21 protein-coding genes are annotated in these 25,526 nt (G+C 72.8%); 13 read left to right on the top strand and 8 right to left on the bottom strand.

Features of this window, described 5'->3' with window-relative positions; genetic code table 11:
• Window positions 1-14: 14 nt before the first annotated feature.
• Together AB0J87_RS00675 and AB0J87_RS00670 are read right to left on the bottom strand one after the other, a co-directional pair.
• Window positions 15-680 carry a DUF2993 domain-containing protein gene (locus AB0J87_RS00675; protein WP_363962055.1) on the bottom strand — a complete coding sequence of 222 codons (666 nt, stop codon included), beginning with the start codon at window positions 678-680 and terminating at the stop codon, window positions 15-17.
• A gap of 72 nt (window positions 681-752) precedes the next feature.
• Complete coding sequence (locus AB0J87_RS00670; protein ID WP_363962054.1) at window positions 753-1,004, bottom strand: MoaD/ThiS family protein; 252 nt, start codon at window positions 1,002-1,004, stop codon at window positions 753-755.
• 176 nt (window positions 1,005-1,180) lie between these two features.
• Here AB0J87_RS00670 and AB0J87_RS00665 point away from each other — a divergent pair, with 176 nt between their 5' ends.
• From AB0J87_RS00665 to AB0J87_RS00655, 3 genes are all read left to right on the top strand, one after another.
• Window positions 1,181-1,873, top strand: a complete 693-nt coding sequence (locus AB0J87_RS00665) for a response regulator transcription factor (RefSeq protein WP_185070386.1) — start codon at window positions 1,181-1,183, stop codon at window positions 1,871-1,873.
• A gap of 98 nt (window positions 1,874-1,971) precedes the next feature.
• Window positions 1,972-5,433 (top strand): tetratricopeptide repeat protein, encoded by a 3,462-nt coding sequence (locus AB0J87_RS00660; RefSeq protein ID WP_363962053.1) that lies wholly within the window; start codon window positions 1,972-1,974, stop codon window positions 5,431-5,433.
• Window positions 5,434-5,535: 102 nt separating this feature from the next.
• Window positions 5,536-5,904: a hypothetical protein gene (locus AB0J87_RS00655; RefSeq protein WP_350733174.1), complete on the top strand. Its 369-nt coding sequence runs from the start codon at window positions 5,536-5,538 to the stop codon at window positions 5,902-5,904.
• Window positions 5,905-5,958: 54 nt separating this feature from the next.
• Here the strand turns inward: AB0J87_RS00655 and AB0J87_RS00650 are convergent, their stop codons facing one another.
• Entirely contained in the window at window positions 5,959-6,627 is a 669-nt protein-coding gene (locus AB0J87_RS00650) for a hypothetical protein (protein WP_363962052.1), read from the bottom strand.
• A 91-nt stretch (window positions 6,628-6,718) separates the two neighbouring features.
• On the opposite strand from AB0J87_RS00650, the gene AB0J87_RS00645 reads away from it, so the two are divergent.
• From AB0J87_RS00645 to AB0J87_RS00620, 6 genes are all read left to right on the top strand, one after another.
• Entirely contained in the window at window positions 6,719-7,318 is a 600-nt protein-coding gene (locus AB0J87_RS00645) for an alpha/beta family hydrolase (protein WP_363962051.1), read from the top strand.
• Complete coding sequence (locus AB0J87_RS00640; RefSeq protein ID WP_363962050.1) at window positions 7,315-7,683, top strand: VOC family protein; 369 nt, start codon at window positions 7,315-7,317, stop codon at window positions 7,681-7,683. Before AB0J87_RS00645 ends, AB0J87_RS00640 begins: the two co-directional genes overlap by 4 nt.
• A 68-nt stretch (window positions 7,684-7,751) precedes the next feature.
• Window positions 7,752-8,405: an ATP-binding cassette domain-containing protein gene (locus tag AB0J87_RS00635; protein ID WP_350733168.1), complete on the top strand. Its 654-nt coding sequence runs from the start codon at window positions 7,752-7,754 to the stop codon at window positions 8,403-8,405.
• A complete protein-coding gene (locus AB0J87_RS00630) occupies window positions 8,389-9,609 on the top strand; it encodes a hypothetical protein (protein ID WP_363962048.1) in 1,221 nt (406 codons plus the stop codon). The genes AB0J87_RS00635 and AB0J87_RS00630 overlap by 17 nt, the downstream gene beginning before the upstream one ends.
• Complete coding sequence (locus AB0J87_RS00625; RefSeq protein WP_363962046.1) at window positions 9,606-11,303, top strand: ABC transporter permease subunit; 1,698 nt, start codon at window positions 9,606-9,608, stop codon at window positions 11,301-11,303. Before AB0J87_RS00630 ends, AB0J87_RS00625 begins: the two co-directional genes overlap by 4 nt.
• Window positions 11,300-13,579 (top strand): hypothetical protein, encoded by a 2,280-nt coding sequence (locus AB0J87_RS00620; RefSeq protein WP_363962044.1) that lies wholly within the window; start codon window positions 11,300-11,302, stop codon window positions 13,577-13,579. The genes AB0J87_RS00625 and AB0J87_RS00620 overlap by 4 nt, the downstream gene beginning before the upstream one ends.
• A 2-nt stretch (window positions 13,580-13,581) precedes the next feature.
• Here AB0J87_RS00620 and AB0J87_RS00615 read toward each other — a convergent pair whose 3' ends face one another.
• The 3 genes from AB0J87_RS00615 to AB0J87_RS00605 form a co-directional block, all read right to left on the bottom strand.
• Complete coding sequence (locus tag AB0J87_RS00615; RefSeq protein ID WP_363962042.1) at window positions 13,582-14,277, bottom strand: zf-HC2 domain-containing protein; 696 nt, start codon at window positions 14,275-14,277, stop codon at window positions 13,582-13,584.
• Between the two features lie 150 nt (window positions 14,278-14,427).
• Entirely contained in the window at window positions 14,428-14,952 is a 525-nt protein-coding gene (locus AB0J87_RS00610) for a sigma-70 family RNA polymerase sigma factor (RefSeq protein WP_350733159.1), read from the bottom strand.
• A 169-nt stretch (window positions 14,953-15,121) separates the two neighbouring features.
• On the bottom strand, window positions 15,122-15,502 hold the full coding sequence (locus tag AB0J87_RS00605) for a VOC family protein (protein WP_363962039.1): 381 nt from the start codon (window positions 15,500-15,502) through the stop codon (window positions 15,122-15,124).
• A gap of 85 nt (window positions 15,503-15,587) precedes the next feature.
• Here AB0J87_RS00605 and AB0J87_RS00600 point away from each other — a divergent pair, with 85 nt between their 5' ends.
• Entirely contained in the window at window positions 15,588-16,046 is a 459-nt protein-coding gene (locus AB0J87_RS00600; RefSeq protein ID WP_363962037.1) for a MarR family transcriptional regulator, read from the top strand.
• Window positions 16,047-16,065: 19 nt separating this feature from the next.
• On the opposite strand, the gene AB0J87_RS00595 is transcribed toward AB0J87_RS00600, so the two are convergent.
• Window positions 16,066-16,437: a hypothetical protein gene (locus AB0J87_RS00595; RefSeq protein ID WP_355204218.1), complete on the bottom strand. Its 372-nt coding sequence runs from the start codon at window positions 16,435-16,437 to the stop codon at window positions 16,066-16,068.
• 433 nt (window positions 16,438-16,870) lie between these two features.
• Between AB0J87_RS00595 and AB0J87_RS00590 the strand changes: the two genes are divergently transcribed.
• The gene (locus tag AB0J87_RS00590; protein ID WP_363962034.1) at window positions 16,871-18,013 is read left to right on the top strand and encodes a histidine kinase; all 1,143 of its coding nucleotides are present in this window, start codon (window positions 16,871-16,873) and stop codon (window positions 18,011-18,013) included.
• Complete coding sequence (locus AB0J87_RS00585; RefSeq protein ID WP_363962032.1) at window positions 18,010-18,669, top strand: response regulator transcription factor; 660 nt, start codon at window positions 18,010-18,012, stop codon at window positions 18,667-18,669. Before AB0J87_RS00590 ends, AB0J87_RS00585 begins: the two co-directional genes overlap by 4 nt.
• A gap of 4 nt (window positions 18,670-18,673) precedes the next feature.
• Here the strand turns inward: AB0J87_RS00585 and AB0J87_RS00580 are convergent, their stop codons facing one another.
• Entirely contained in the window at window positions 18,674-21,574 is a 2,901-nt protein-coding gene (locus tag AB0J87_RS00580; RefSeq protein WP_363962030.1) for an AAA family ATPase, read from the bottom strand.
• 181 nt (window positions 21,575-21,755) lie between these two features.
• Here AB0J87_RS00580 and AB0J87_RS00575 point away from each other — a divergent pair, with 181 nt between their 5' ends.
• Complete coding sequence (locus AB0J87_RS00575; protein ID WP_363962028.1) at window positions 21,756-25,478, top strand: S8 family serine peptidase; 3,723 nt, start codon at window positions 21,756-21,758, stop codon at window positions 25,476-25,478.
• Window positions 25,479-25,526 lie beyond the last annotated feature (48 nt).

The following is a 25,526-nucleotide window of genomic DNA, read 5'->3' as shown; positions in this document are numbered from 1 at the left end:
GGACCGGTTCAGCCTCATCCACGGATCGGCACGTCAGACGCTTCGGCCGAGATCTCCAATCCTTCGGCCACGCTCTTGACCCCGGTCACCTTCACGTCGAAGGGCAGCTTCCCCTTGAACTTGATGGTGTAGGAGACGAGCGACGCGAGCTGGTCGGGCACGCCCTCGATCTTCTCGGCCTGGATCTTGATGCCGCCGTCGACCAGCTCGACCCGCATCTCGGCGTTGAACTTCACCTTGTTCACCCCGACCGTCACCTCGCCCGACGCCGTGAGCCGCTCACCGTTGCCGCCGATCTTGACGCCTCTGGGGGCGTACTTGTCGATCGTCGCCCTGGTCAGGGTGCCGGCGATGGCCACGCGCCCGGCCTGGATGTTGGCTCTGTTCTGCAGGACGTCCGCCAGGGGAGCCGTCACGTCGTAGGCGGCGCCCCGGAGGTTCTTGATCGGCACGCCACCGTAGGTGAACGTGCCGAGATTGAACCGTACCTCCGGATAGCGCCCCGAGACGGCCTGCGTGAGAAAAGGGATGCCCTCAATTGTCACGGTCGGCTTGTCGGACAGGTCGGTCGCGGCGGCGATCCGGTTGGAGAGATCGCGCTCCACGCCCGCCACGGCGACCCGGTCGACGGCGACAAGGAGAATGACCAGCACGATCAGGAAAATGATCAGCTTCCGCATGGGGCTCCCTGTCTGTGGCGGGGGTCAAGAGCCTATCGACTGGCCTCACTCATTCCCCCATGGAAGGCCCCATCACCCGCCGGCGAACGGCGGCAGCACCTCCACGGTCGCCCCGTCGGCGAGAACGACCTCGTCATGAGGGCGTTTGCCGACCGGAGAGCCGTCCACGAGGAACGAGCAACGCCTCACCACGCGTGCCAGATCTCCATGGTTCTGTGTGATTTTCGTCATGAGTTCACCAAGAGTGACCGCGTCGAACGACTCTTCCGCCACTCCGGCCGCCTCCTTCGCCGCAGCCCAATAACGTACCTTTCCCGTGGCCATGGGCACCTCACAATCCCTTTCCGGTCTATTGTGCGTCGCCCTTAACAAGGTTGTTTCGAGAGACGCGCTGTTCACCTGTTGGACGCGCAATGGACGCGACTTACTCGTGGGATATCCTCACCTACGGGACCTGGGCGATGAAGCCCCCGGGTCCTTGCGTGTTTGAGGAGGCCGTAATGAGCAACCTGCTCCTGCTGACCAACGCCCTCGAGCCGTCCGCCGAGGTGCTCCCGGCGCTGGGCCTGCTGCTCCACTCGGTCCGGGTCTCACCCGCGGAGGCGTCCGCACTGATCGACACGCCTCCCGCCGACGCGGTCCTCGTCGACGCGCGGAAGGAACTCGTGCAGGCCAAGAGCCTGTGCCGGTTGATCCGCACGACCGGCATCGACTGCCCGCTGCTGGTGATCGTCACCGAAGGCGGGCTGGCCGCGATGACGGCCGAGTGGGGTGTGGACGACGTGCTGCTCGACAGCGCGGGCCCGGCAGAGGTGGAGGCGCGCCTGCGCATGGCCACAGGCCGCATCTCGCAGGCCGCGACGGAGGAGGTCCCCGACGAGATCCGCAGCGGCGACCTGTCGATCGACGAGGCCACCTACACCGCGCGGCTGCGCGGCCGGGTGCTCGACCTCACGTTCAAGGAGTTCGAGCTGCTGAAATACCTCGCCCAGCACCCGGGCCGGGTCTTCACCCGCGCCCAGCTGCTGCAGGAGGTCTGGGGTTACGACTACTTCGGCGGCACCAGGACGGTCGACGTCCACGTGCGGCGGCTGCGCGCCAAGCTCGGCACCGAGTACGAATCCCTCATCGGAACGGTCCGCAACGTCGGCTACCGCTTCGTCCCCGACCGGCAGGACACCGCCGCCGTCTGATCGTTGACAGAGGCACCCGCCGATATGACACATTGTCGTTGAGGTTGTTTCGCGTCTGTCATACGAGGACACCGCCGTCCCCAGATTGGTGGTGTCGGGTGGGTCTGTTCCGGTCGTTGGTGGACGAGGGCGCCAGGCCCCGCGTCTTCCGGCGTAACGAGACCATTTGCTCGCCGTTGCGGCCCGCCCACCGGATTTACCTCATCGACCACGGCTACGCCCGCGAATACACCCCCGCGGGCGAGCGCGAGGCCATCCACGACCTGCGCGGCGCGGGCGACCTCGTCGGCGAGCTCGCCTTCTGGAACCCGGCCGAGCGCGCCAAGGTGGACGCGCTGACCGAGGTGCGGGCCTGGCCCATCGACATGCGCCGGCTGCGCGAGCACGCCGCCGCCGGCCCGGCCGTGGCCACGGCGCTGGTGCAGGAGCTGTTCGCCAGGAACGTGGCCGCCCGCAGGCACGAGTCGCTGGCCCGCGCCCCCGTCGCCGCCCGGCTGGCCGTGTGGCTGCTGCACCTGGACGAGCGTTACGCGCTGGCCTCGGAGTCCGCGCCGCCGCTGTCCATGGAGACGCTGGCCGACCTCGTGGGCAGCTCCCCCGACGTGGTGCAGCGCCAGCTCACGCAGTGGGTCCAGCGGGGCTGGCTGGTACGGCCCGGCTACCGGCGGCTGCGCATCGCGGACCCGTCCGCGCTGCGCGATGTGGCGGGCGGCTGGGAGCACCTGTCGGAGCCGTGGCAGGGACGGGTGACGCCGTTCCTGACCAGGCCGGGGGCGCTCGCGGAGCCGCTGCCCCTCGGCGAGGTGCCGAAGCCGCGCCAGCTCCCCGCCGACGTGTCCGACTTCACCGGGCGCCAGCAGAGCCTGGACCTGCTCACCGCCTGGCTGGAGCGGCCCAGGCGGACGAACACCATGATCGTGCAGGGACTGCCGGGCGTGGGCAAGACCGCGCTGGTGACGCACTGGGGGCACCTGCACGCCGGCCGGTTCCCCGACGGCCAGATCGTGATCGACCTGCGCGGGCAGTCGCCGAGCCAGCCGCCGATGACCCCGGCCGAGGCGCTCGGGCAGATCCTGCGCTCGCTCGGGGTCGGCGAGCACATGCCCGCCGACGACGAGGCCGAGCTGACGCTGCTCTACCGCAGCAGGATCGCCGGGCGCAGGCTGCTGCTCATCCTCGACAACGCCGCCGACCCGGCGCAGGTGCGGGCGCTGCTGCCGGGCGGCAAGGACTGCGTGGTGCTGGTGACCAGCCGCACGCGGATGGCGCCGCTGCGGGCCACCGGGCACGCCGACCTCATGGACCTGCCGGTGCTCGACCCCGGCAACGCGGTGGCGCTGCTGGTGGCCGTGCTCGGGGAGCACTCCCCGCGGGCCGCCGACCGGGACGCGCTGGCCGAGCTGGCCAGGGTGTGCTCGTACCACCCGTTCGCGCTGCGGATCTCGGCGGCCAAGCTGGCCGAGAGCCCCGGGCTGAGCGTGCAGGAGCGGGTTCAGGAGCTGCGCAGGCCGGGCACGCTCCTGGTGGGCGATCCGGAGGAGGCGTTCAGGTCGGCGCTCGACCTGGCGTACGAGTCGCTGAGCCCGGGGCAGCGGCGCGCGTTCCGGCACGTGGGGCTGCTGCCGGGCCGGGACTTCACGCCCGAGGTGCTGGCCGCGGCGCTCGGCGCCCCGGTCAGCGAGGCCGTGGTGGCGGTGGAGGGGCTGCACCGGGCGTATCTCGTCGAGCCGCTGGCCGGGCCGCGCTACCGGGTGCACGACCTGGTCAAGCGGCTGGCCAGGGAGCTGGGCCGGCATGCCGAGGCAGGCGTGCGGGAGGCCAGGGCGCGGCTGCTCGACCACTACCTGGCGGTGGCGACCGACCCCGCGACGGCGCCCGAGTGGTTCGAGGCCGAGCGGCGCTCGCTGGTCTCGGCCGTGCGGCTGGCCGAGGAGAGCGGCGCCCAGGGGATGGCGTGGCGGCTGGCCGAGGCCGTGTTCGAGCCGTTCAGGAAGCTGCGGTACAACGAGATCAACCTGGAGATCCAGCAGGCCGGGCTGACCTCGGCGATGCAGGTGAGCAACCGGCGGGCGATCGCGCGCATGCGCAGCAACCTGGGCTCGATCCACCGGGACATCGGGCCCTCGACGCTCGCGGCCAGGTTCATCGGGGAGGCGCTGGAGGAGTTCGCCTCGCTCGGCGACGCCGAGGGGCGGGCCCGCGCGCTCAACGACCTGGCCGAGGTGCACGGCATCGCGGGCCACAACGAGGAGGCCCTGCGGTGCGCGGGCGAGGCGCTCGACCTCTACCGCGAGATCGGCGACCTGGCCGGGGTGGCGAGCTGCCTGCACACGCTCTCGCGGCTGCACCTGTCCCAGGAGCGCTACGAACTGGCGTTGCAGCACGCGGGCCAGGCCCTGGAGGTACGCGAGGAGCTCGGCGACCGCAGGGGCACGGCGCAGAGCCTGATCATCCTGGCCACGGTGCAGCGGGACCTGGGCGAGCCTAACGCGGCGCTGTCCGAGGGCCTGGAGGCGCTGTCAATCTGCCACGAGCTGGGCGACGAGCACGCCGAGGCCGAGACGCTGCTCTGCCTGGCCGAGATCTACGACCTGCTGCGGCTGCCGCACGACGCGCAGCGGGACGCCGAGCGGGCCCTGGCCGGGTACACGGCGACGGGCGACCAGCACGGCTGCGGGCGCGCCCTGTGCGCGCTCGGCCGGATCGCGCGCAACGGCTCCCGGTACGACGAGGCCCTGGCCTACTACGAGCAGGCGCTGGCCGTGCAGGTGGAGCTCCACCACGAGCAGGGCAAGGCGGAGACGCTCGGCGACATCGGGCTGGTGCACTGGCGGCTGTCCGACTACCTGCGGGCCGACGACTACCTCAACCAGGCGCTGACGATCAGCCGGGTGATCCGCGACGAGCCGGTGGAGGCCCGCATGCTCAACCGGCTCGCCAGGGTGCGGCGGCGGCAGGGGCTGCCGCACGTGGCGTTCGTGTACGCGCTCGAAGCCCTGGACATCGTGCAGGGCATGGGCAACCGGCGGGCCGAGGCGGACGTGCAGGAGACGCTGGCGAACACGTACCTGTCGCTGGGGCAGCACCAGCCCGCGCTGCGGGCGGCCAAGTCGTCGCTGGCGATCAGGGAGGAGCTGCGGGACAACCGGGCCAGCGCGTTGCTGTCGATGGCGCAGGCGCTGCACACGGCGGGCGAGCCGCAGGAGGCGCTGAAGCTCGCGTGGGAGACGGTCGAGCTGCAGAACGAGACCGGCACGAAGGACCGGTGGGCGGCGGCGCTCACGACGCTGGCGATGGTGCTGCTGGACCTCGGTCTGGCCGGGGAGGCGCTGGTCCACGCGCGCCAGGCCAGGGACGTCCATCTCGAGTGCGGGACCAGGCGGGACCTGGGGTGCGCGCTGCGGGCGCTGGGGCTGATCTCGGCCAGGCTGGGGAACCGGGGCCCGGCCGGCGGCTATCTGCGGGAGGCGCTGCGGCTGCTGGAGGAGGTCGGGGACGTCTTCGAGGTACGGCGGGTGTCGGAGGATCTCCGCGAGCTGGGGGCCAACCCCACGTCCTGAAATATCGCTAAAAGTCGTGAAATCTCGGATGTGAGGTCGCAGATCTTCTCCGGAAATTTCCGTTAGCTGGTGCTACCAGCTACTCCAACGGGGGTGATCCGGATGCTCAAGAACCATCTGCGTCGAGACCTTCAGTGGCTCAAACGCCAGGCGCGCAAGGACCGGCGGATCACTGTTGTCCTGCTCACCGGCGTGCCGGCCGCCTGGGTCCGCCAGCTCCCGCCGTCGGACCTCCTGGGCGGCTCCCCGATCCTGCTGGCCCTCTCTTTGGGGCTGCTCGGCGGGTCGGGGGCGGCCTGGCTGATGTCGGCGTACTTCGTCACCAGGACCCTCAAGGCGCGCAGGGAGCCCGCGGAGGAGCTCCGGTGGATCTCCAGGATCAGCCGGGGCAAGGAGTGGGCCTTCTGCTCGTTGAGCGCCTACGTGGCCTGGCACCTGCTGCAGTTCGTCACCGCGGTGGTGCTGGGCTGACCTGGACGACGGCGGGGCGCCACCCTCGGAATGGGGCCGGGTGGCGCCCCGCCGTCACGCCCGGCCCAGCCGGGCCTCCTCCAGCGCCTTGACGTGGATGCTCGTGTCCGCGAGCACGAACTGCACGATCTCCGCCGTGTCCAGCTCGGCCAGGCCGAGGTCGACGTCGGCGTGGGCGTCGCACCAGTCGACGATCGGGCGGGGGCTGGCGAGCGGGCCGGCGAAGTGGACGAGGCTGACGTACCAGCGGTCGCGTACGCGTCCGTGCTCCAGGTCCCGCACCCCGCGCGAGGCCATCGCGGCCGCGAACCGCTCCCACAGCCTGACCAGCGTGTCGTCCTCGGGATGGCCGCAGACCAGGACGCCGCCGGGATGCGGGCTCACGCCCGCCAGCCGCACCCGCGCGGCCGGGACCCCCTTCGCCGCCTCGGCCAGCGCGTCCCGGTAGACCGCGCGGAGCGGGTCGCCGGCCGGGATCCGGTCGCGGTAGGGCTCCAGGGACCTGAGCGTGACGTGCAGGGTCCGCCTGCCGTGCACCCAGTGCCCCGGCGCCTCGATGGTCCCGGCCAGCGCCGCCAGCCGGTCCAGCACCTTGCCCGAGGGGCGGAGCACGGCCGCCGCTCCCCACCGCCTCGCGCCCTCCACCATGGGACTGTCGTGGGTCGCCCGGCCCGCCAGCAGAGCCGCCCGCCCCTCGATCCGGAAGTCGGCGAAATCGGACATCCGTGCAGTATGCCTGATCACGCCATACCGGCGCGGATAGACCAGGGCTTGTACGGGCAGTGGCAGGTGGACGGGGAGGGAGGTGGGGCACGTGTCCGGCGATCTGGTCGTTCCCGACGCCGCTCATGGAGTGGTGGTGTTCGCGCACGGCAGCGGCAGCAGCCGGCTCAGCCCGCGCAACCGCTACGTGGCCGGGGCGCTCAACAAGGCGGGCCTGGGCACCCTGCTGTTCGACCTGCTCACGCCCCAGGAGGAGGCCGACAGGGCGAACGTCTTCGACATCGCGCTCCTGGCCGAGCGGCTGCTGGAACGTACGCGCCGGCTGCGCGAGCAGGAGGAGGCGGCGGGGCTGCCCATCGGCTACTTCGGGGCCAGCACCGGCGCGGCGGCGGCGCTGTGGGCGGCGGCCGAGCCGGGCAACGCGGTCTCCGCGATCGTCTCGCGCGGCGGGCGGCCCGACCTGGCGGGGCCTCGGCTCGCGGCGGTACGCGCGCCCACGCTGCTCATCGTGGGCGGCCGGGATCCGATCGTGGTGAAGCTGAACGAGGAGGCCCAGCAGCGTATGAGCGCCGAGAGCCGCATCACCGTCGTGCCCGGGGCCACCCACCTGTTCGAGGAGCCCGGCGCGCTGGAGACCGTGGCCGAGCACGCCAGAAACTGGTTCACGACCCATTTCAGGAGTCCCGCATGAGGTTCAGGTGGTCGACCGTCTGTCTGGAAGCGCTCGACGGGCCGGCGCTGGCCGCCTTCTACCGCGAGCTGCTCGACTGGCGGGTCAAGGACGAGGAGCCCGACTGGGTGCTGCTCGCCGCGCCGGAAGGCGGCCCCGGGCTGGCCTTCCAGAGCGACCCCGGCTTCGTCCGCCCGGCCTGGCCCGCGCCGCCGGGCGGGCAGCAGATGATGATGCACCTGGACATCGAGGTCGACGATCTCGAGGCGAGCAGCGCCCGCGCCGTCGAGCTGGGCGCGACCGTGGCCGATTTCCAGCCACAGGACGACGTACGCGTGCATTTCGACCCGGCAGGGCACCCGTTCTGCCTCTGGGTGAGCGGGTAGCGCCGGATCGACACGTTGCGGAAGCGGTCAATTACGTTGCCGTGATCCACTGTTTGTGAAAACGTCGAATGGTGGTCGAGGTCGCGCCGGTTCTTGAGCTGTCCGGCCTCGCCTGGCAGGCGCACGGCACGCGCCGCGCCCTCGCACCCGATCCCCTGACCGTCGGCCCCGGCCGCACCGCCGTGGTGGTGGCCGCCGACTGTGCCGAGGCCGACGCGTTCACCGACGTCCTCATCGGCCTGGAGATGCCCGACGACGGCCAGATCCGCATCCACGGCCAGGAGATCACCATGCGGCTGCCCGCCGAGCGCGAGATCGGGCTGGTCCCGGCCGGGGCGGGCCTGCTGCCGCACCTGACCGTCGAGCAGAACCTCGCGCTGACCGCCCGCGACGACCAGGCGTCCCCGCCCATCCGCGGCATGGTCGCGTACATGGCCAAGAAGACCGACATCCAGGGCTTCCTGCGGTCGCGGCCGCACGAGCTGGCCCACGACGAGCGGCTGCACGTGGCGCTGGCGCGGGCCCTGTGCCGGCGGACGGCGGTCAAGGTGATGGTGGTCGAGGACCGTACGGGCTGCGGGCCCTGCCACGCGGCCGTGAGCGCGGCGCTGGGCACCGACCCGAGCCTGGCCGTGCTGGTCGTCACCGACGACCGGACCAGGGTGGCCAGCCTCGCCTCCCCCTCGCGCTTCTGGGAGATCGCCGATGCCCCTGACCCGTAGAGCGTTGCTGGCCGCGTTGCCGGCGGCGGCCCTGGCCGGCTGCGCCCGCGAGCGGCCGCTGCAGGTGGCGGTGGTGTGGAGCGGCGACGAGCTGCGGCGCTTCCTCGGCGTGGTCAAGGAGTACGGGCGTCCGGTCCACGTCTTCTCGGCGGGCGACAACATCGCCGCCGTGCTGCGCGGCCCCGCGGAGGAGGTCGTCCCCGACGTGGCCGTGATCCCGAGGCTGGGCCTGCTCTTCGATCCGATGATCCGGCCGCGCATCCGGCCGTGGACGGGAGACCACCGGCAGCAGGAGTTCTGGCGCGGGCTCGTGACGCCGCCCGGGAGCCACGAGGAGCTGGGCGCCTGGTTCAAGCTCGCGCACAAGTCGCTCGTCTGGCACCGCGCCGGGGAGTACACGCCGCCCGCCGACCTCACCTCCTGGCAGCCCACCCCGGGCAGCCTGGCGATCGGGGCGGCCGACGGGTGGGTGCTCAGCGACTGGTTCGAGAACGTGCTGCTCGCCTTCGCCCCAGAGGTCTACGGCGGCCTCTTCCCGCCCGGCCTGCCGGGCAATCCCGACTGGTGGAGCGTGCCGCAGGTCGCGGACGCGCTGGAGCTGCTCGGCACGATCTGGCGCGGCGCGTTCACCCCCGAGCAGGCCCGGCGGGCGCTCACCATGCAGTTCCACGACTCGATCTTCGACGTCTTCGCCTACCGCACAGCCGGCGTGGTGGCCGCGCCGGACTTCGCCCTGCCGGTCATCGAGCACTACGGCGGCAAGGGCGTCGCGGCGCACTTCCGCTTCCCCGCCTACGGCAGCAACCTGCCCCCGCTGGTCGTCGGCGGCGACGTGGCGGTGGCGATGCGGGCCGGGCCGGCGCACGCGATCGACTTCGTCAACTGGCTGACCAGGCCGCGGGCGAGCGGCGAGCGCGACGCGCTGACCGGCTGGATCGCCGACGGCGGCTTCCTGACGCCGTTCACGCCGCCCTCCCACCAGTTGCTGCGCGGCCCGGCCCAGGAGCTGAACGCCGCCGTGAACGCCCACTACGACCTGTCCGACCGGCTCATCGGCGGCCTGGAGGGCGGCGACGGGCGAGGGCTGTGGCGGGTGCTCACCGGGCTGTTCACCGACGTCGCCGTCAACGCGGTCGATCCCGCCACTGCCGCGGCCGCGGCCCGCGACAAGCTGGTCGCAGGCAGCAAGGAGGGGGCCCTGTGAGCCGGCGGAACGCCTTCCTGTTCGAGGCCGCCTCGCACCACGACGCCAGGATCCCGCTGGTCGGGCACGGGATCGGCCGCCTGCGCGCCTCGCTCTACCTCCTCCTGGCGGTCCTGCTGTCGGCGGGTGTCATCCTGGTGCCGCTCTGCGCGACGGTCGTGCTCAGCCTCTCTGCCGGGCCAGGCGCGTACGACGTGCTGCTCGACGGCCGGGTGCTCCAGTCGCTCGGCAACTCGTTCATGTGGCTGGTGCTGGCCGTGGTCGTGTGCGCCGTGGGGCTCGGCCTGGCCTGGCTGGCCAGGAACGCGGGCCCGGTGCTCGGCGGCGTGCTGCGCTTCCTGCTGGTGCTGCCGGCCGCGGTGTCCCCGCTCACCACGGGCGCGATCTTCCGGCTGATGTTCGACACCAACCCGCGCCGCGGCCTGGTCAACGCCCTGTTCGGCACGGAGGTGGCCTTCCTCGGCCCCGTGTGGATCTGGCTGGTGTTCGGGCTGGCGCTGGTCTGGCAGTGGGCCGGGGTCGCGTTCCTGGTCTTCCACGAGGCGCTGGCCCGGCTGCCCACCAACCTGCTGCGGATGGCCAGGGCGTTCGGCGTCGGGCGGCGGCGCAGGCTCTGGTCCGTCGTGGTCCCGGCGCTCGCCGGGCCGGCCGCGCTGGCGTACCTGTTCGCGCTGGCGGCGGCGGCCCGCGTGTTCGACGTCGTGCTGATGGGCGCGCCCGGCTCGATGCAGGCCGAGATCGAGGGCGGCGGGCTGTTCTGGTGGCGGCACCACGGCGACCTGGGCGACACGCGGGCCTCCGCGCTCTCCGTGGGGCTGTCGGTCCTCGTGGCCGTGATGGCGGTGCCCGCCCTGTTCGGGCTGCGCGGGCGGGTGACCTGGGCCGAGCCGGTGGTCCCGCCGCCGCCCAGGAAGGGCTGGCGGATCTGGCTGCTGTGCGCGGCAGTGTCGGTGCTCTGGGTGCTGCCGTTCCTGGTGCTCGTGCTGACCTCGCTGCGTGACCCGGTCGCCGCGGCGCTGTCCGGGTGGTGGGGTGGCGGTCCCTGGACGCTGGGCTCGTACACGGAGGCGCTGGCCGACGGCGGGTTCGCGGGCGCGCTCGGCACCACGTGCCTGCGGGCCGTCGTGGTGGTGTGCCTGGTGCTGCTGGCCGCCGTGCCGGCCGCGTACGTGCTGGCGCACGAGCACCTGCTGCCGCGCCGGGCCTGGCGGCCGGTGCTGCTGGTCGCGGTGGCCCTGGCCGTGCTGCCGCCGCAGGCGTTCGCGGTGCCGCTGCAGCGCTGGCTCAGCCCGGTCGTCGGCACCGCTCCGGCGCTGGCCATCGTGCACGCGGCCCTGGTGATCCCGCTGGCGGTGCTGGTGCTGTACAACGCGTTCGTCCGCGTGCCGGCTCCCATGCTGGCGCGGGACCGCTGGGAGCTGTTCCACGTCGTACGCGAGGCGCGCCCGGCCCTGGTGCTGGCCGCGGTCCTGGCCTTCGTCCTGGTGTGGAACGACACGGTCGTCGGGCTGCTGCTCAACTGGCCGTCGGGCGACCACCTGCCGCTGATCCTGCTGGAGCAGGCCCGCCACTTCATGAGCGCCGCCGGGCCGCTGGCGGCGCAGTCGGTGATCGCGACCGCGGTGCCCGTGCTGCTGGTGGTCGTCACCGGGCGCTGGCTGTACCGGGGGCTGACGCGAGGAGTGCGCCGATGACGGATATCTCGCGAAAGGACCGGCTGCGCTTCCGCCTGTCCCAGCTCTCCCGGCAGGCCGGGGCGCACCTGCCCGAGCTGGGGCTCGGCGGGCTGCTGACCGCGGGCGGCACGGTCCTGCTGCTGCAGGAGAAGCTGATCGAGCGGGTGACGGAGTGGCTGCCCGTCTGGCTGCTCGTCATCCTGATCGTATCCCTCCCGGTCGTGGCCGGCTGGCTCACCCATTTCGTACGCAGCCGCCGCAAGGCCCCACCCCCGACGATCTTCCAACGCCTGCCCTTCCCCGACAGGATCGACGGGCTCGTCGGCAGGGACGCCGAGGTCCAGCAGGTCAAGGAGCGCGCGAAGGAGCGCGGGATCGTCGTCGTGCAGGGCGCGATGGGCATGGGCACGTCCTCGGTGGCGACCCTGGCCACGTGGGACCTGACCGCGGACGCCCGCAAGCAGCGCTACGCCGACCTGCGCGGCCCCGACCGGGACCACGCGGAGACGCCGCTGAGCGTGGCCCAGCGGGTCCTGCGCACCCTCGACCGGCCGCCCGGCGCGATCCAGGAGCCGGAGGACGCCACCGCGCAGGTGATCGACGCGCTCACCGGCACGGACCGGGTGCTCCTGCTGGACAACGTCAGCACCTGGAGCCAGATCGCCTGGCTCCCGCCCCGGGTGCCGGGCGCGCACATCGTGGTGGCGGGCACGTTCACCGACGAGCTGCCGCAGCACATCGAGCCGATCCAGCTCGGCCCGCTCGCGCCCGGGGCCGGGCAGGCGCTGCTGGCCCGCCACATCGGCGACGAGCGCGTCAACCGCGACCCGAAGGCGCTCGGGCTGCTGGTGGACGCCTGCCTGGGCAGCCCGCTGGAGATCGTCAGGATCGGCCGCTGGCTGGCCCGCAACCCCGGCGTCGCGCTCCAGTCCCTGGTCGACGACCTGCGAAACCTGTCCGTCGTCAAGACCCTCGACTTCGTGCTCAACCTCAGCATCAGGCAGCTCAGGCCGACGGCCAAGCAGCTGTTCGTCCTGCTGGCGGGCCTGCCGATCGCCGAGGTGGACCACCGGGCGGCCGCCGCGCTGCTCGGCGTGCCCTCCGCCGCCGACGCGATCGGGGAGCTGGCCGACCTGGGCCTGGTGGAGAACGTACGGATGACGCGCGTCAGGGTGACCGGCGCGTTCCCCAGCGGCACGCCCGGGCCTCCTCCCTCGCCGAAGGACGCCGCGGCCTGGCGCCGGCTGGTCGAGCACTTCGCCGACGAGGCCGACTCGTTCGCCGCCCTGTTACCCGGCGAGGAGGCCCGCGCCTGGTTCGCGATCGAGGACAGGGTGCTGCTGGAGGTGCTGGCGCACGGGAGCCCCGCGCCCAAGACGGCCCGGGCACTGGCGCGCATCGCGGACGGGCTGGAGACCTGGTTCCGGCTCGAACAGCGGCACGAGGACCGGCTGCGGGCCGCGGAGGCGCTGGCCGAGGCGGCCAAGGCGCTGCGCGACGAGCACGTGCAGGCCACGGCCGAGCTGCGCCAGTGCGCCATCCTGCTCACCTGGGGTGACCCGACCACTGCCCGCCAGCACTTCAACCGGGCGGCCAGGCTGCGGGTCAGGGTGGAGTCGTGGCCCGCCGAGCTGCACCTGGAGCACGCGGCCATCCTCCTGGCCGCCGGCGACGAGTTCACCGCCGTCGAGTCGGCGCTCGTACGGTACGGCCAGGCGCTGTCCGGCGGCGACCTGGCCGGGCACTCGCTCCGGCTGATCAACGTGGCCGCGCTGCTCCTGCGCAAGGGCCAGACGCTCGACGGCGACGGGCGCGACCCCGAGGCGCGCCGCCTGTACGCCGACGCCCGCGCCGTGCTGTTCGAGTCGCTCGACCTGGCCACGCGGGCCCGCGACGACGGCGCGGCGGCGCACGCGCAGGAGCTGCTCGCGCTCGCGCACCACTACCTGGGGCTGCGTTTCGACGCGAGGTCCAACCTGAAGGAGGCCGAGCGGCTCTACGCGGAGACCGCCGACGAGATCGGGCGGGCCCGCTGCCTCGTGCAGCGGGCCGGGGTGCTGCTGGAGGAGCCCGATCACCGTCCCGAGGAGGTCGTCGCGCTGCTGGCGGAGGCCGAGCCGCGGCTGCCCCCGACGGGGGTGAGCACGGCGCTGGCCCACCTCCACCTGGCCCGGCTGCGGGCCGGGAGCGCCGCCGAGCACCGCGACGCGGGGCTGGCGGCGCTCTCCCCCTGGGACGGGATCGCGGAGCCGCGGCAGGTCCGCGAGCTGCGCGCGAGCCTGTCGGAGCTGTGAGCTCACACCGGGATCGTGGCCAGGCTCCTGCCGTCGAAGGTCTCGACCGTGAAGTGGTTCAGCTCGGACTCCGGGAGGCTGGTACCGCCGTGCAGCAGCAGGGGGTCGGGGGCTCCGGGCACGCCGTACCCCTTGTCGGGCACGCCCCAGCTCGCCACCACCTCGGAGCGGCCGTCGTTGCCCACCGCCACGAGGCGGCACTGCAGCGGGCCCTTGACGCCCTTGAGCTCCAGCGCGACGTGGCTGCCCCAGCCCTTGTCCTCCAGCCCGACGAGAGCGGACACGCCGGTGCTCTTGTCGGTGGCGGAGTAGGTGTGGCCGGTCATGAGGAGCGCGCGGGCCGGGCTGTGGACGCTGTCGGGGTTGGGGCCGCTGGTGACCGAGCTGACGGCGAGGAAGACGCCGGCCGCGACGAGCACGCAGGCGGCGGCGGACATGAACGTGCGGTGCAGGCTCCGGCGGCGGCGTTCGGTGGCGGCGCGGCGCACCAGGAGTGATTCGACCTCGGGGTCGGGCGGGCTGGGCAGGAGGTCGTCCGGGTGGACGGTCTTGATCAGCTCCCCCATCGCGGCGAACGCCCCGGCCTCCTCCGCGCAGCTCGGGCAGCCCCTCAGGTGGCGCTCGAAATCGGCCTTCTCCTCCCCGCGGAGCAGGCCGAGCGCGTACGCGGCCACGTCTTCGTGACGCACCTCGGTCATGAGAGCGTCACCCCGCTTGCTGCGTGACGCATCTCCGACATGAGCGCGTCACCCCCCCTTTCGCGGTGGCTTCCGTAGTGACGCGCCTCCCTCGTCATGGCAACGTCACCCCCCTTTCGGTGTGGCTCTCATCGTGACGCGCCTCCCACGTCATGGCAGCGTCACCCCCCTTTCCTCCAGCGCCACGCGTAATGCGCGCATGGCGTAGTACACGCGGGACTTCACGGTGCCCACGGGCACCCCGATGATCTCCGCCGCCTCCTGGACCGTGCGGTCCAGGAGGAACGTCTCCGTGAGCACCTGCCGATGGGCCGGTGAGAGCGACATCATCGCGTCGGTCACGACGATCTCGCGTAACAGCTGCTCGTCCTCCGCGGCCACCGAGTTGAGACGTTCCGGGACGTCCTCGACGGTGTCGAGCGGGCGCGAGCCGGAGCGGCGCCGGTTGTCGATGACCACGCGGCGGGCGACGGTCGCCAGCCAGGGCATCAGGGAGCCGGAGTCGGTACGCAGGTCGGGGAGGTTGCGCCAGGCGCGTACCAGGGTCTCCTGCACGACGTCCTCGGCCCAGCGCCGATCGCCACCCGTCAGCCGGACGGCGAAGGCCATCAGGGGGGCGCCGTATTCGCGGTACAGGGCTCGGACCATGGCCTCGTCGGTCACGCGGTGATTCACCCGCGACTCCTCGCGCTGCGGATACCAGGGAATATCCCGCCGATATTGGAATCATCACTCTAGCCACGGAGGGGGCCAGATGATGGCAGTTTTCCCTTCTCACCGCTTCGCTGGATTTACCGCCTAAATCATGCTTTGCCCACCTGCGGCGACCCCGCAGACCGATGGCTCAGTGATCTTCTGGTTCGGCGGTGAACAGCTCGTAGCTGTGGCCGTTGGGGTCGCGCACGTACACGCCGCGGCCGCCCGCCAGATGGTTGATCTCGCGGTCCCAGCCGTTCATCGGCCCGGAGCCGTAGTCGATCGCCGGGTCCCTCTCGAGCCGCTCCATGAGCGCGTCGAAGGTGTCGTCGTCCACCAGGAAGGCGTAGTGGCCGGACTGGGGCGCGCGGCGGTCGTCGAAGTCGAGCGTGAGGTCGTCGTTGACGCTGACGGGCGCGAACGGCCCGGCGGGCGGGCCGACCCGCAGCCCCAGCAGGCCGGCGAAGAACGCCGCCGCCGCCTCGCGGTCGGCGGCGGGGACGATCAGGTGGTTCATGACGATGGCCATGACGGCATCCCTTCCGGAGAAGATGTATGTGAAACGCACATAATCATACGTGCGTATCGCATGCAACCTGCCGTAGGGTGAGGGCATGAGCGAGGAGGCCGACGGCGGACCGGCGCTGTTCCACCTGGTGCGCTTCTGGTCCCGCCGGTGGGCCGGGCGGGCGTCGGAAGAGCTGACCGGCGAGCCGCGTCACGTGCAGCACATCCTGGCGGTGGAGGCCGTGCACACGAACGCGCGCGCCGGCGGGGAGGCGCCCGAGCCGCCCACGGTCGGCACCGTGGCGCACCAGCTCGGCCTCGATCATTCGGGCGCCAGCCGCATGGTCAGGGACGCCGTCGAGGCGGGCTACCTCGCCCGCGACACCTCCGAGCGCGACCGGCGCCGCGCCTCCCTGCGGCTCACGGACAGCGGGCACGCGCTGCTGGCCGGGGCCAGGCAGTGGCAGCGCCGGGCCTTCGAGGAGCTGACCGCCTCCTGGGACGAGCGCGACCGGCGGCAGTTCGCGACCTACCTGAGCCGGCTGGCCGACGACCTCGGGGCCTGATCCCCGACCCCCGGCGGTCTCAGGCTCCGCCCGTCTCCGTCAGCCGGTCGAGCCTGAGGCCGAGGTCGATCATCTCGCAGCGCAGCGAGTCGATCTTCCCGAGCAGGTCCGAATGAATGGCCTTGTAGTTCTCGGTCATCTGCACGCGGACCCCGGCGACCTCCACGATCAGAGCCTCGAAGTCCTGGCTCACCTCGGTGCGGATGTCCGCCATCTCGGCCCTCAGCTCGGCCACGCCGATCGACACCTGCGCGACGAGGGCCGGCAGCTCGGACCGGTAGGGGCCGGCCTGGGCGGGGATGATGTCGTCGTACCGGGCGTTGGAGCGCAGGGCCGCTTCGAGAGCTTCCACCCGGAGCTTCAGGTCGAGGATCTCCGCCTCTACGTTCACGCACACCTACCTTCGCTGCGGTCGGAAGGGATCCCGGCCCAGGCGGCCGGGGGCCCTTGCTATGTGTGAGCACATGATGGCAAGCCGTTCATGATCAGGAGTGATCGATCGTCGAAGCGGGTACGGATTTTTCTCCGCCGGCAGGCGTGCTGTCCTCCCGGGACGTGCAGATTCGACCCCGGGCCGGATGACCTCGCCGGTTTGCGGGTGTCATGTCCGCAATGGTGACGGCCATCGCATGAACGCTCCCGCGAAAGAGCCACGCTTCACGTTTCGCGGAGAGCCGACGATGGCCGCAGGGACAGTCTGCTGTCTGGCCGATCGCCGGTGAAGTCCCATCGCGATCGGTGACTCCTACTTGTTGGGTGCGGAGCCGCATGACCGTACTTTCGGCCGGTGCGGCGGGCGGGCGGCGGCTCCTAGCCTGGGCGGTGTGCGGGTGCTGGAGTGGCGGGCCGGGATCGCGGCCGACGTGGTGATCGGCGCGGTGTCCGCGGCGGTGCTCGCCTTCTACGGCTACCGGATCGGCGCGAGCTGGGGTGGCGCGTACTGGGTGTCCGGGTGCACCGCCGGGGCGGCGGTCTGCGCGCTCGCGCTCGTCCGCCGGCGGAGCCGGTTGTGGACGGCGTTCGCGGGGATGGGCGTCGCGGCGGCCGCCATCGTGGTCGCCCGGGCCACCCACCTGCCCACCGAGCCCGGTCCCGGCGTGACCTTCGGGCTGTCCGTCCTCGTCGGGTCCGCCGTCCGGGTGCTTGCGCCCCGTCCGGCCTGCGCCGTCGCCGGTGGCGGGCTCGTGGTGGTGGCGGGGGCCTTCGCCGCCGGCTCCCAGGCGGCCGTGGGGACGATGAGCGCCGTGGGCTGGGCGGGCGCCGTCGTGGCCGGGCTGTGGCCGCGGCTGCTGGCCAACCGCCGCCGGGCCGTCGAGGAGCGCGTACGCCGTGGCGAGCGCATGGAGCTGGCCAGGGAGCTGCACGACGTCGTCGCCCACCACGTCACGTGCGTCGTGCTCCAGGCGCAGACCGCGCGGTTGCTCGCGCACAAGCAGCCGGAGCGGCTGGCGACCTCGCTGGCGGACATCGAGACGGCCGGCTCCGACGCCCTGGCGGCCACCCGCCGCGTCGTCGGCCTGCTCCGCGACCCGGCCCGGGGCCTGCCCTCCCTCGACGGCCTCGACGAGCTGGTCAGGCGCTTCGGCGGCCACGGACCCGCCGTACGGCTGCGGCTCCCCGAGGGGGAGGACACCTCGCTCTGGCCGCCCGAGGTGGCCACCACCGTCTACCGGATCGTGCAGGAGTCGCTGACCAACGTCTCCCGCCACGCCCCGCAGGCCCGCTCGGTCACCGTCACCGTCACGCGAGCCCCGAACTCGGTCACCGTCGAGGTCGCGGACGACGCCCCTCCCGTCCCGGCCCGGCGGCTCCGACGCTCCGGATATGGCGGATCCGGCGGGTACGGCCTGGTCGGGATGCGCGAACGCGTCGAGGCCCTCGGCGGGACGCTGCGCGCGGGCCCGCGCCCCGGCGCCGGATGGTCCGTGGTCGCCGCCCTCCCGGTCCCGGCGCGGGAGCACCCATGAGCGCCGCGGACATCACCGTCATGCTGGCCGACGACCAGGCGATGATCCGTGACTGCCTGCGCCTCATCCTGGAGGACCAGCCCGGCATCAGGGTCGTCGCCGAGGCCGCCGACGGCGCCGAGGCGGTCGCCCTGGCCCGCCGGCTGCGCCCCGACGTGTGCCTCGTGGACATCCAGATGCCCGGCCTCGACGGCATCGAGGTCACGCGGGCCCTGGCGGGGCCGGAGGTCGCCGACCCGCTGCGGGTGGTCGTCGTCACCACCTTCGACCTCGACGAGTACGTCCACGGAGCCCTGCGCGGCGGGGCGACCGGCTTCGTGCTGAAGGACGTCGGCCCCGACCTGCTCGTCGAGGCGGTCCGGGCCGCGAACGCCGGGGACGCCCTGATCTCCCCCTCGCTCACCCTCCGGCTGCTGCGCCACCTCACGGCCACCGCCGCCCCGGTCACCCATGCGCCCGCGCAACCGCTGTCGGACCGGGAGTTCGAGGTCGTCCGGGCGGTCGCCAGGGGCCGTACCAACCAGGAGATCGCCGCCGAGCTCTTCATCTCGCTGAGCACCGTCAAAGGCCACGTGTCCGGCATCATGACCAAGCTCGGCCTGCGCAACCGGGTCGAGATCGTCGCCTGGGCCTGGGAGCGCCGCCTGGTCGACTGAGCCGCTACGGATCGGCGAGACCGCCTTGGGCCCGCAGCTCTCTGCGCGACGGGAGGCCCAGCTTGCGCAGGGCGCTGGAGATGTGGCTCTCCACCGTCCGCCTCGACAGGAACAGCTCGGTGGCGATCTCCTGGTTCGTCTTCCCCTCCGCCGCCAGCAGCGCCACCTCCCGTTCCCGCGACGACAGCGTCTGCCCGTGGGACGGCCGTCCGCCCCGCCACGGATAAGGGATCGGCACGCCGTTCTGGCGCATGATCCGGCTGATCCGGGCGAGGTCCCGGTCGGCCCCCATCGCCGCGTACAGGCGCAGCGCCGCTTCGAGCAGGGGCCCGCCGTCGCCCGTGCCGCGTTCGCAGCGCCATCGGCCCAGGCGCTCGGCCGCCTGGGCCTCCTCGTAGCGCAGCCCGGCCTCCTGGAGGGTGGTACGCGCCCCGTCAAGCAGTTCGTCGGCCTCCGGCGGGTCCTGGGAGACGACGGCGCGGGCGGTCAGGAGCGCCGCCCGCGCGATCGGGGCGTCGGCGCCTTCGAGGCCGGCGCCCAGCTCGTCCACGAGCTCCACGGTCCCGGCCGTCCTGCCGAGCGCGTCCACCAGGCACAGGACGGTCTCCGCACCCCACACCCAGTTCCCCTTGGCCCGTACGAGGGAGAGCGCGGCGGTGGCGTGCGCGGCGGCGCCGGCGACGTCGTCCAGGGTCAGCAGGAGGCGGGAGAGCGTCATCTTGGCGGGGATGAGCGGCCAGACGGCGCCGGCCCGTTCGGCGATGGCGATCACCTCGCCCAGGCACGCCACGGCCTCCTCGGCCGGACCCGTCGCCGCCAGCAGCGCGCCGAGCAGCAGCCCCGCCTCCATCGACGCGGCCGGGAAAGCGGCCGTCCCCGCGCCCGGGGAGGCGGTCGTCCCGGCGCCCGGGGAGGCGGTCCAGCCGGGCGCGCCGCCCAGGCGGCGGACCCGGGCCTCCAGGCCGTCCCAGCGCCCCGCCGCCCGGTCGACCGCGGCCGTCACCAGCTCCACGACCTCCGCGACCCGCAGGTACTCGGCCTGGTCGGCCACCCGGCGCCCCTCCGCCAGCAGAGCCTCGGCGCGCTCCAGGCATCCGATGTGCAGCGCGCCCTGGGCCCAGTTGAGGCAGGCGCGGGCGTGTTCCCGGGGCACGCCACGGAGCCGGTCGTCGCGCAGCAGGTCGTCGATGAGCCGCCCGCTCCCCGGGTGCCCCTGCTCCAGCAGCAGGGACGCCCGCGCGATGCGTACCGCGATGTCCACGTCGGGGTCGCCGCTGCGGCGGGCGGCCTCCTCGGCCTCGTCGCACCTCGCGGTGTGCTCGCTCACGTGCCGGTCCACGACGGTCTCGGGCGCGGCGAGCACGGCCAGCGCCCGCCCCAGCAGCGCGGGCCGGTCGCCGAGGTCGCCGACCGCGCGCTCGATCTGCAGGTGGCCGGCCCGCGCCTCCCCCTGCTGGCGCAGCAGCCGGCCGAGCGCGAAGCGCAGCTCGCCGCGCAGATGGGCGGGCAGCGGCTCGGTGGCGAGGAGGCGTTCGAGCATGGGTACGGCCTCCGCGTGGGCCAGGCCGTCCACCGCCACCCGGCCCAGCTTGACGGCCAGCCGTACCCGCGTCTCCCGGGGCAACGAGCCGACCTCCAGCGCCTGGAGCAGGAAGCGGGCCGCTGTGGCGTCGTTCCCGTGGGACAGGGCGGTGCCGGCGGCGGCCTCCGCGTTCGACACGAACTCCTCGGTACGCCCCGCGAGCCGGAAATGGTGGGCCAGCCGGGCCACCGGCCTGGGACCCGGCCCGGTCTCCAGGGCCTGCGCGGTCCTGAGATGCAGCCACCGCCGCTCCGGCGCGGTCACGGACTCGTACACGATCTGCCGCGCCAGCGCGTGCCTGAACCGGGACCGCCCGTCCTCCTCGTGCAGCAGCCCCACGGCCTGCGCCGACGCGAGGGCCTTGGCGATCTCCAGGGGGCCGCGGCCCGTGACCTCCGCGAGCGTCCGGTCGTCGGGCGTCGTGCCGATGACCGCGGCGGCCCCGAGGATCTCCCGAGCGGCGCCGTCGAGGGAGGACAGGCGCTGCAGCACGACGTCACGCAGCACCGTCGGGACGGCCAGGGCGGACAGGACGTCGGGGCGGCCGGGGATCTCATCGGCGGGCAGGCGCTCCAGCAGCGTGCGGAGCACCTCCTCCACGACGAACGGGATGCCCCCGGTCTTCTCGTAGAGCAGGGCCGCGAACGTGCCGGGGAGCTCGGCCTTGAGGATGCTCCGCGCGAGCTCCTCCACCTCGGGCGGGCTCAGCGGGGTCAGGCTGACCACCCGCGCCGGCCCGGACGGCGCGCGGGCGAGGGCCTCACGGATCGGCAGCGCCCCCGACCCGGTGCGGACGGTGAGGATCACCGAGACGTCGCTCGGCTGGTGGGCGGCGAGGAAGGCCAGGAAGTCGTGCGTGCCGCCGTCTGCCCAGTGCACGTCCTCCAGGACGAGCACCAGCGGGCTCAGGTGGTCGAGCAGGGCCACGGCCGCCCTGAACACCCGGTGCCGCTCGGCCCGCTGGTCCGGTAACGGGGCCAGCGGCGGCGGCAGGCGCTCGGCGAGCTCGGGAAGGAGTGGCACGAGCGCTCCCACCACCGGGCTGACCGGCCGGGACGCGGTGAGGTCGGCCGCCAGGCGGAAGGCGTCGAGCAGCGGAGAGAGCGGCAGGGGCTCCTGGAGCTGCTCGCACTGCCCCACGAGCCGGCGCGCCCCGGACGCGGACAGCAGTTCCCCCACCAGGCGGCTCTTCCCGATGCCCGCCTCCCCCTCGACGAGCGCGAGCGAGGGCGGGGCGGCGATGACGGTACGGAGGAGGGCCAGCTCGGAGCGGCGCCCGATGAGCACATCGGAGAGGGAACCTGAGGGGGCGAGGCGGGGCATGCGGCCACCCCCTACCTGCCCTAATGGCGATATATCAGAGGAAAACAGGCTACCTGATCTCCCTCTTGCGATAGGTGCCGCCCAAAAATCCGTATTCGGTACGGATGCCGCCCCCCAGCCGTCCTCATTAGCCTCGGCGATCGTTCCGCGTGATCAGCGGGCGATGTACAGAGGGGCGACGATGGACCTGTCCGAACCTACGCGTGGCCGCCGCTTACTCGTAGCGGCGACCGCGCTGATCGCGGTGGCCTGGCCGGGAGCGGCCGAGGCCGAGACCGCGCCCGAAGAGCAGAAGACCTACATCGTGCAGATGGCGGCGGACCCCGTCGCCACGTACGAGGGCGACGTGGCCGGGCTGTCCACCACCAAACCCGCGCAGGGCGAGAAGATCGACCCGGGCTCGGCCGACGTGACCAAGTACGTGGACCACCTGCGCGGCCGGCACGACGCCGCGCTCAAGAAGGTCGGCGGCGGCAGGAAGCTCTACGAGTACGTGTACTCGTACGGCGGCTTCGCGGCCAAGCTGACCGGCTCGCAGGCCAGGGAGCTGCGGGCGATGCCCGACGTCGTGGCCGTGACGGAGGACAGGAAGGTGACGGTCCAGACGTCCTCGACGCCGCACTTCCTGGGCCTCGACGCCCGCGGCGGCCTCTGGGACCAGCTCGGCGGCCCCACCGGCGGCCGGCACGGCAAGGGCGCCGGCGACGGCCTGGTCATCGGCGTGATCGACACCGGTGTCACACCGTCCAGCAAGAGCTTCGCCAACCCTGACGGCAGCGGCAAGCCGTACAAGCCGATCCGCGGCTTCCACGGCGCGTGCCCGCAGACGAGCCCGGCGGTGTGCAACGGCAAGGTGGTCGCGGCGCGGCACTTCGACGCGGCCTGGGGCGGCGACGCCGCCGTGAAGGAACTGCTGCCGTGGGAGTTCACCTCGCCGGTCGACTACAACGGGCACGGCACGCACACGGCCTCGACGGCGGCCGGCAACCACGCCGTGCCCGCGACCGGGCCGGCGGCGGCGTTCGGCGCGATCAGCGGCATGGCGCCACGCGCGCGGGTGGCCGTCTACAAGGCGCTCTGGTCGGCGCAGGACTCCTCGACGGCCAACGGCTACTACTCCGACCTCGTCGCTGCCATCGACCAGGCGGTCGCGGACGGCGTGGACGTCATCAACTACTCGGTCTCGGGCACGAGCACGGACTTCCTCGACCCGGCGGAGATGGCGTTCCTGGCGGCCGCGCAGGCCGGCATCTTCGTCTCCGCCTCCGCCGGCAACGACGGCCCCGCCGCCTCCACCGTCAACCACCCCTCCCCGTGGGTGACCACGGTCGCGGCGGGCACGCACAACCGCGGCACGCAGGGGTCGGCGACGCTCGGGAACGGCACGACGTACGGCGGGGCCTCGCTGGCGGCGACCAAGGCCGGCCCGGCGCCGCTCGTCGACTCCACGGCCGTGGGACTGCCCGGCGCCGACCCCACCATGGTGGCCCAGTGCTACGCGGCCAGGAACAACGACGGCAAACCGGTGCTCGACCCGGCCAAGGTGAAGGGCAAGATCGTCATCTGCGACCGCGGCGTGACGCCGCGCGTCGACAAGAGCCTGGCCGTGGCCGAGGCGGGCGGCGTCGGCACGGTACTCGTGAACGTCGACGAGAACTCCCTCAACGCCGACTTCCACTCCATCCCCACCGTGCACCTCGCGGTGAAGGACCGGCAGGCGGTCAAGGACTACGCCGCCACGAGCGGCGCGACGGCCACGATCGACCAGGCGAAGATCAGCGACGACGTCCCGGCGCCGTACCTGGCCGCCTTCTCCTCCCGGGGCCCGCTCAGCGCGGGCGGCGGTGACCTGCTCAAGCCCGACCTGACCGCTCCCGGGCAGGACATCCTGGCCGCGACGGCGCCGCCGGGCAACAACGGGGCCGAGTTCGGGCTGTCCAGCGGGACGTCCATGTCCGCCCCGCACGTCGCCGGGCTCGCCGCGCTGCTGAAGGACCTGCACCCGGACTGGTCGCCGATGGCCGTCAAGTCGGCCCTGATGACCAGCGGCACCGACGTCCTGGACGGGCCCGGCACCGACCCGAAGGTGATCTTCGGTCAGGGCGCCGGCCACGTCGCCCCGAACAGCGCCGCCGACCCCGGGCTCGTCTACGACAGCGGGGTGAAGGACTGGACGGCGTTCCTCTGCGGGACGACCACGGGCATCGACCGGAAGGTGTGCGACGCGCTGAAGAAGCGGGGGTACTCACTGGACCCCAGTGACTTCAACGGCCCGTCGATCTCGGTCGGCCGGCTGCCCGGCACGCAGACCGTGACGCGCTCGGTGACCAACGTCGGCCGCTCGACCGCCACGTACACGGCCTCCACCTCCGGTCTGGCCGGGATCACGGCCAAGGTGACGCCGAGCCGGCTCACGGTGCGGCCGGGGCAGACGAAGTCGTTCACGGTGACGTTCACGCGGACCACGGCCCCGATGAACGCCTACACGGGCGGGCAGCTCACGTGGAAGGAGGGGCGGCACAGCGTACGCGTGCCCGTCCTCGTACGGCCGGTGCCCGAGACCTGGTCGGCCACGTACGGGGCCGCGGGCGGCGCCGACTCCGCCGAGTTCATCGCGCTCGACCCCAAGGGCAAGCAGGTGTACGTGACGGGCGCCAGCTTCGGAACGTCCCCCGGCGCGCTCAGCCCGAGCATCGCCACCGTCGCCTACGACGCGGCCACCGGCGCGCAACTGTGGAGCAAGGGTTACAAGGGCCCCGCGGGGACGTACGACGAGCCGGCGGCGATCGTGATGAGCCCCGACGGGAGCAAGCTCTTCGTCACCGGCATCAGCGCGGGCACCGACACCGGCAACGACGCCGTCACCATCGCGTACGACACCGCCTCGGGCGCGGAGCTCTGGGTCGCCCGGCACACCGGGCCGGGCAACCTGTCGGACTTCGCCAACGGGGTCGCGGTCAGCCCCGACGGGAAGAGCGTCTACGCCACCGGCATGAGCACGCTGGCCGAGGGCGGCAAGGACGACTACTTCATCGTCGCGTACAACGCCGACAACGGGGAGCGCACCTGGCTGCAGCACTATGACGGGCCCGGGGGCGGCACCGACGACGCCCGGGAGATCGAGGTGACCCCGGACGGGTCCAAGCTCTTCGTCACCGGCCAGAGCCAGGGCGTCTCCGGCACGGGCTTCTCCGACTGGGGCACCGTGGCGTTCAACACGGCCACCGGCGAACAGCTCTGGGCCGCCCGGCACAACGGCCCCGCGAACGGGATGGACATCCCCTCCGGCATGGCCGTCGACGACAAGTCCGTCTACGTCACCGGGTCCAGCGAAGGCCGGGGCACGCAGACCGACCTCGCCACGGTCGCCTACGACGTCGCCACCGGCAAGGAGCTCTGGACGGACCGCTACGACGGGCCGGCGCACGGCAGCGACACCCCGCACGCCATCACCCTCGCCGCCGGCAGGCTGTACGTGACCGGCAACACGGAGGGGGAAGGCACGCGTTCCGACTTCACCACGGTCGCCTACGACCCGGGCACGGGTCAGCGGGCGTGGGTGCAGCGCCGCGACGGGCAGGGGAAGGGCGAGGACTACGCCTGGGACGTCGCCGCCACCCCGGACGGCTCCAGGGTCGTCATCACCGGTGAGAGCTCCGACTCCGAGGATGGTGTCGGCGGGAGTGACTACGTGACGGTCGCGTACGACTCGGCCACGGGGCAGGAGGTGTGGACGGGGCTCTACGACGGGGCGGCGGGAGCGCAGGACCGCTCGCACGCGCTGGCGGTGGACGCGGCGGCCGGCATCCGCATCTTCGTCACCGGGGCCACGGCCACGGCTGGGAGCGCGGACTCGATGGATATCGACTTCGGCACGGTGGCCTACTTCAACCCCTGGAAGTAGCCCTGACCCACGGAGGAGGCCTTCACCCTGAAGGCCTCCTCCCAAGGG

It is taken from the genome of Nonomuraea sp. NPDC049625, assembly GCF_040675285.1.
GTDB classification, from domain to species: Bacteria; Actinomycetota; Actinomycetes; order Streptosporangiales; family Streptosporangiaceae; genus Nonomuraea; species Nonomuraea angiospora_A.
Note: the sequence above shows the minus strand (reverse complement) of the source record. Positions and strands in the feature narration are given on the sequence as shown.

Excerpts from the sequence above, each read along its gene's own strand:
- AB0J87_RS00675 (WP_363962055.1), bottom strand. The coding sequence starts at position 680 with ATGCGGAAGCTGATCATTTTCCTGATCGTGCTGGTCATTCTCCTTGTC.
- AB0J87_RS00670 (WP_363962054.1), bottom strand. The coding sequence starts at position 1,004 with ATGGCCACGGGAAAGGTACGTTATTGGGCTGCGGCGAAGGAGGCGGCC.
- AB0J87_RS00665 (WP_185070386.1), top strand. The coding sequence starts at position 1,181 with ATGAGCAACCTGCTCCTGCTGACCAACGCCCTCGAGCCGTCCGCCGAG.
- AB0J87_RS00655 (WP_350733174.1), top strand. The coding sequence starts at position 5,536 with ATGCTCAAGAACCATCTGCGTCGAGACCTTCAGTGGCTCAAACGCCAG.
- AB0J87_RS00650 (WP_363962052.1), bottom strand. The coding sequence starts at position 6,627 with ATGTCCGATTTCGCCGACTTCCGGATCGAGGGGCGGGCGGCTCTGCTG.
- AB0J87_RS00640 (WP_363962050.1), top strand. The coding sequence starts at position 7,315 with ATGAGGTTCAGGTGGTCGACCGTCTGTCTGGAAGCGCTCGACGGGCCG.
- AB0J87_RS00635 (WP_350733168.1), top strand. The coding sequence starts at position 7,752 with ATGGTGGTCGAGGTCGCGCCGGTTCTTGAGCTGTCCGGCCTCGCCTGG.
- AB0J87_RS00630 (WP_363962048.1), top strand. The coding sequence starts at position 8,389 with ATGCCCCTGACCCGTAGAGCGTTGCTGGCCGCGTTGCCGGCGGCGGCC.
- AB0J87_RS00620 (WP_363962044.1), top strand. The coding sequence starts at position 11,300 with ATGACGGATATCTCGCGAAAGGACCGGCTGCGCTTCCGCCTGTCCCAG.
- AB0J87_RS00615 (WP_363962042.1), bottom strand. The coding sequence starts at position 14,277 with ATGACCGAGGTGCGTCACGAAGACGTGGCCGCGTACGCGCTCGGCCTG.
- AB0J87_RS00605 (WP_363962039.1), bottom strand. The coding sequence starts at position 15,502 with ATGGCCATCGTCATGAACCACCTGATCGTCCCCGCCGCCGACCGCGAG.
- AB0J87_RS00600 (WP_363962037.1), top strand. The coding sequence starts at position 15,588 with ATGAGCGAGGAGGCCGACGGCGGACCGGCGCTGTTCCACCTGGTGCGC.
- AB0J87_RS00585 (WP_363962032.1), top strand. The coding sequence starts at position 18,010 with ATGAGCGCCGCGGACATCACCGTCATGCTGGCCGACGACCAGGCGATG.
- AB0J87_RS00580 (WP_363962030.1), bottom strand. The coding sequence starts at position 21,574 with ATGCCCCGCCTCGCCCCCTCAGGTTCCCTCTCCGATGTGCTCATCGGG.
- AB0J87_RS00575 (WP_363962028.1), top strand. The coding sequence starts at position 21,756 with ATGGACCTGTCCGAACCTACGCGTGGCCGCCGCTTACTCGTAGCGGCG.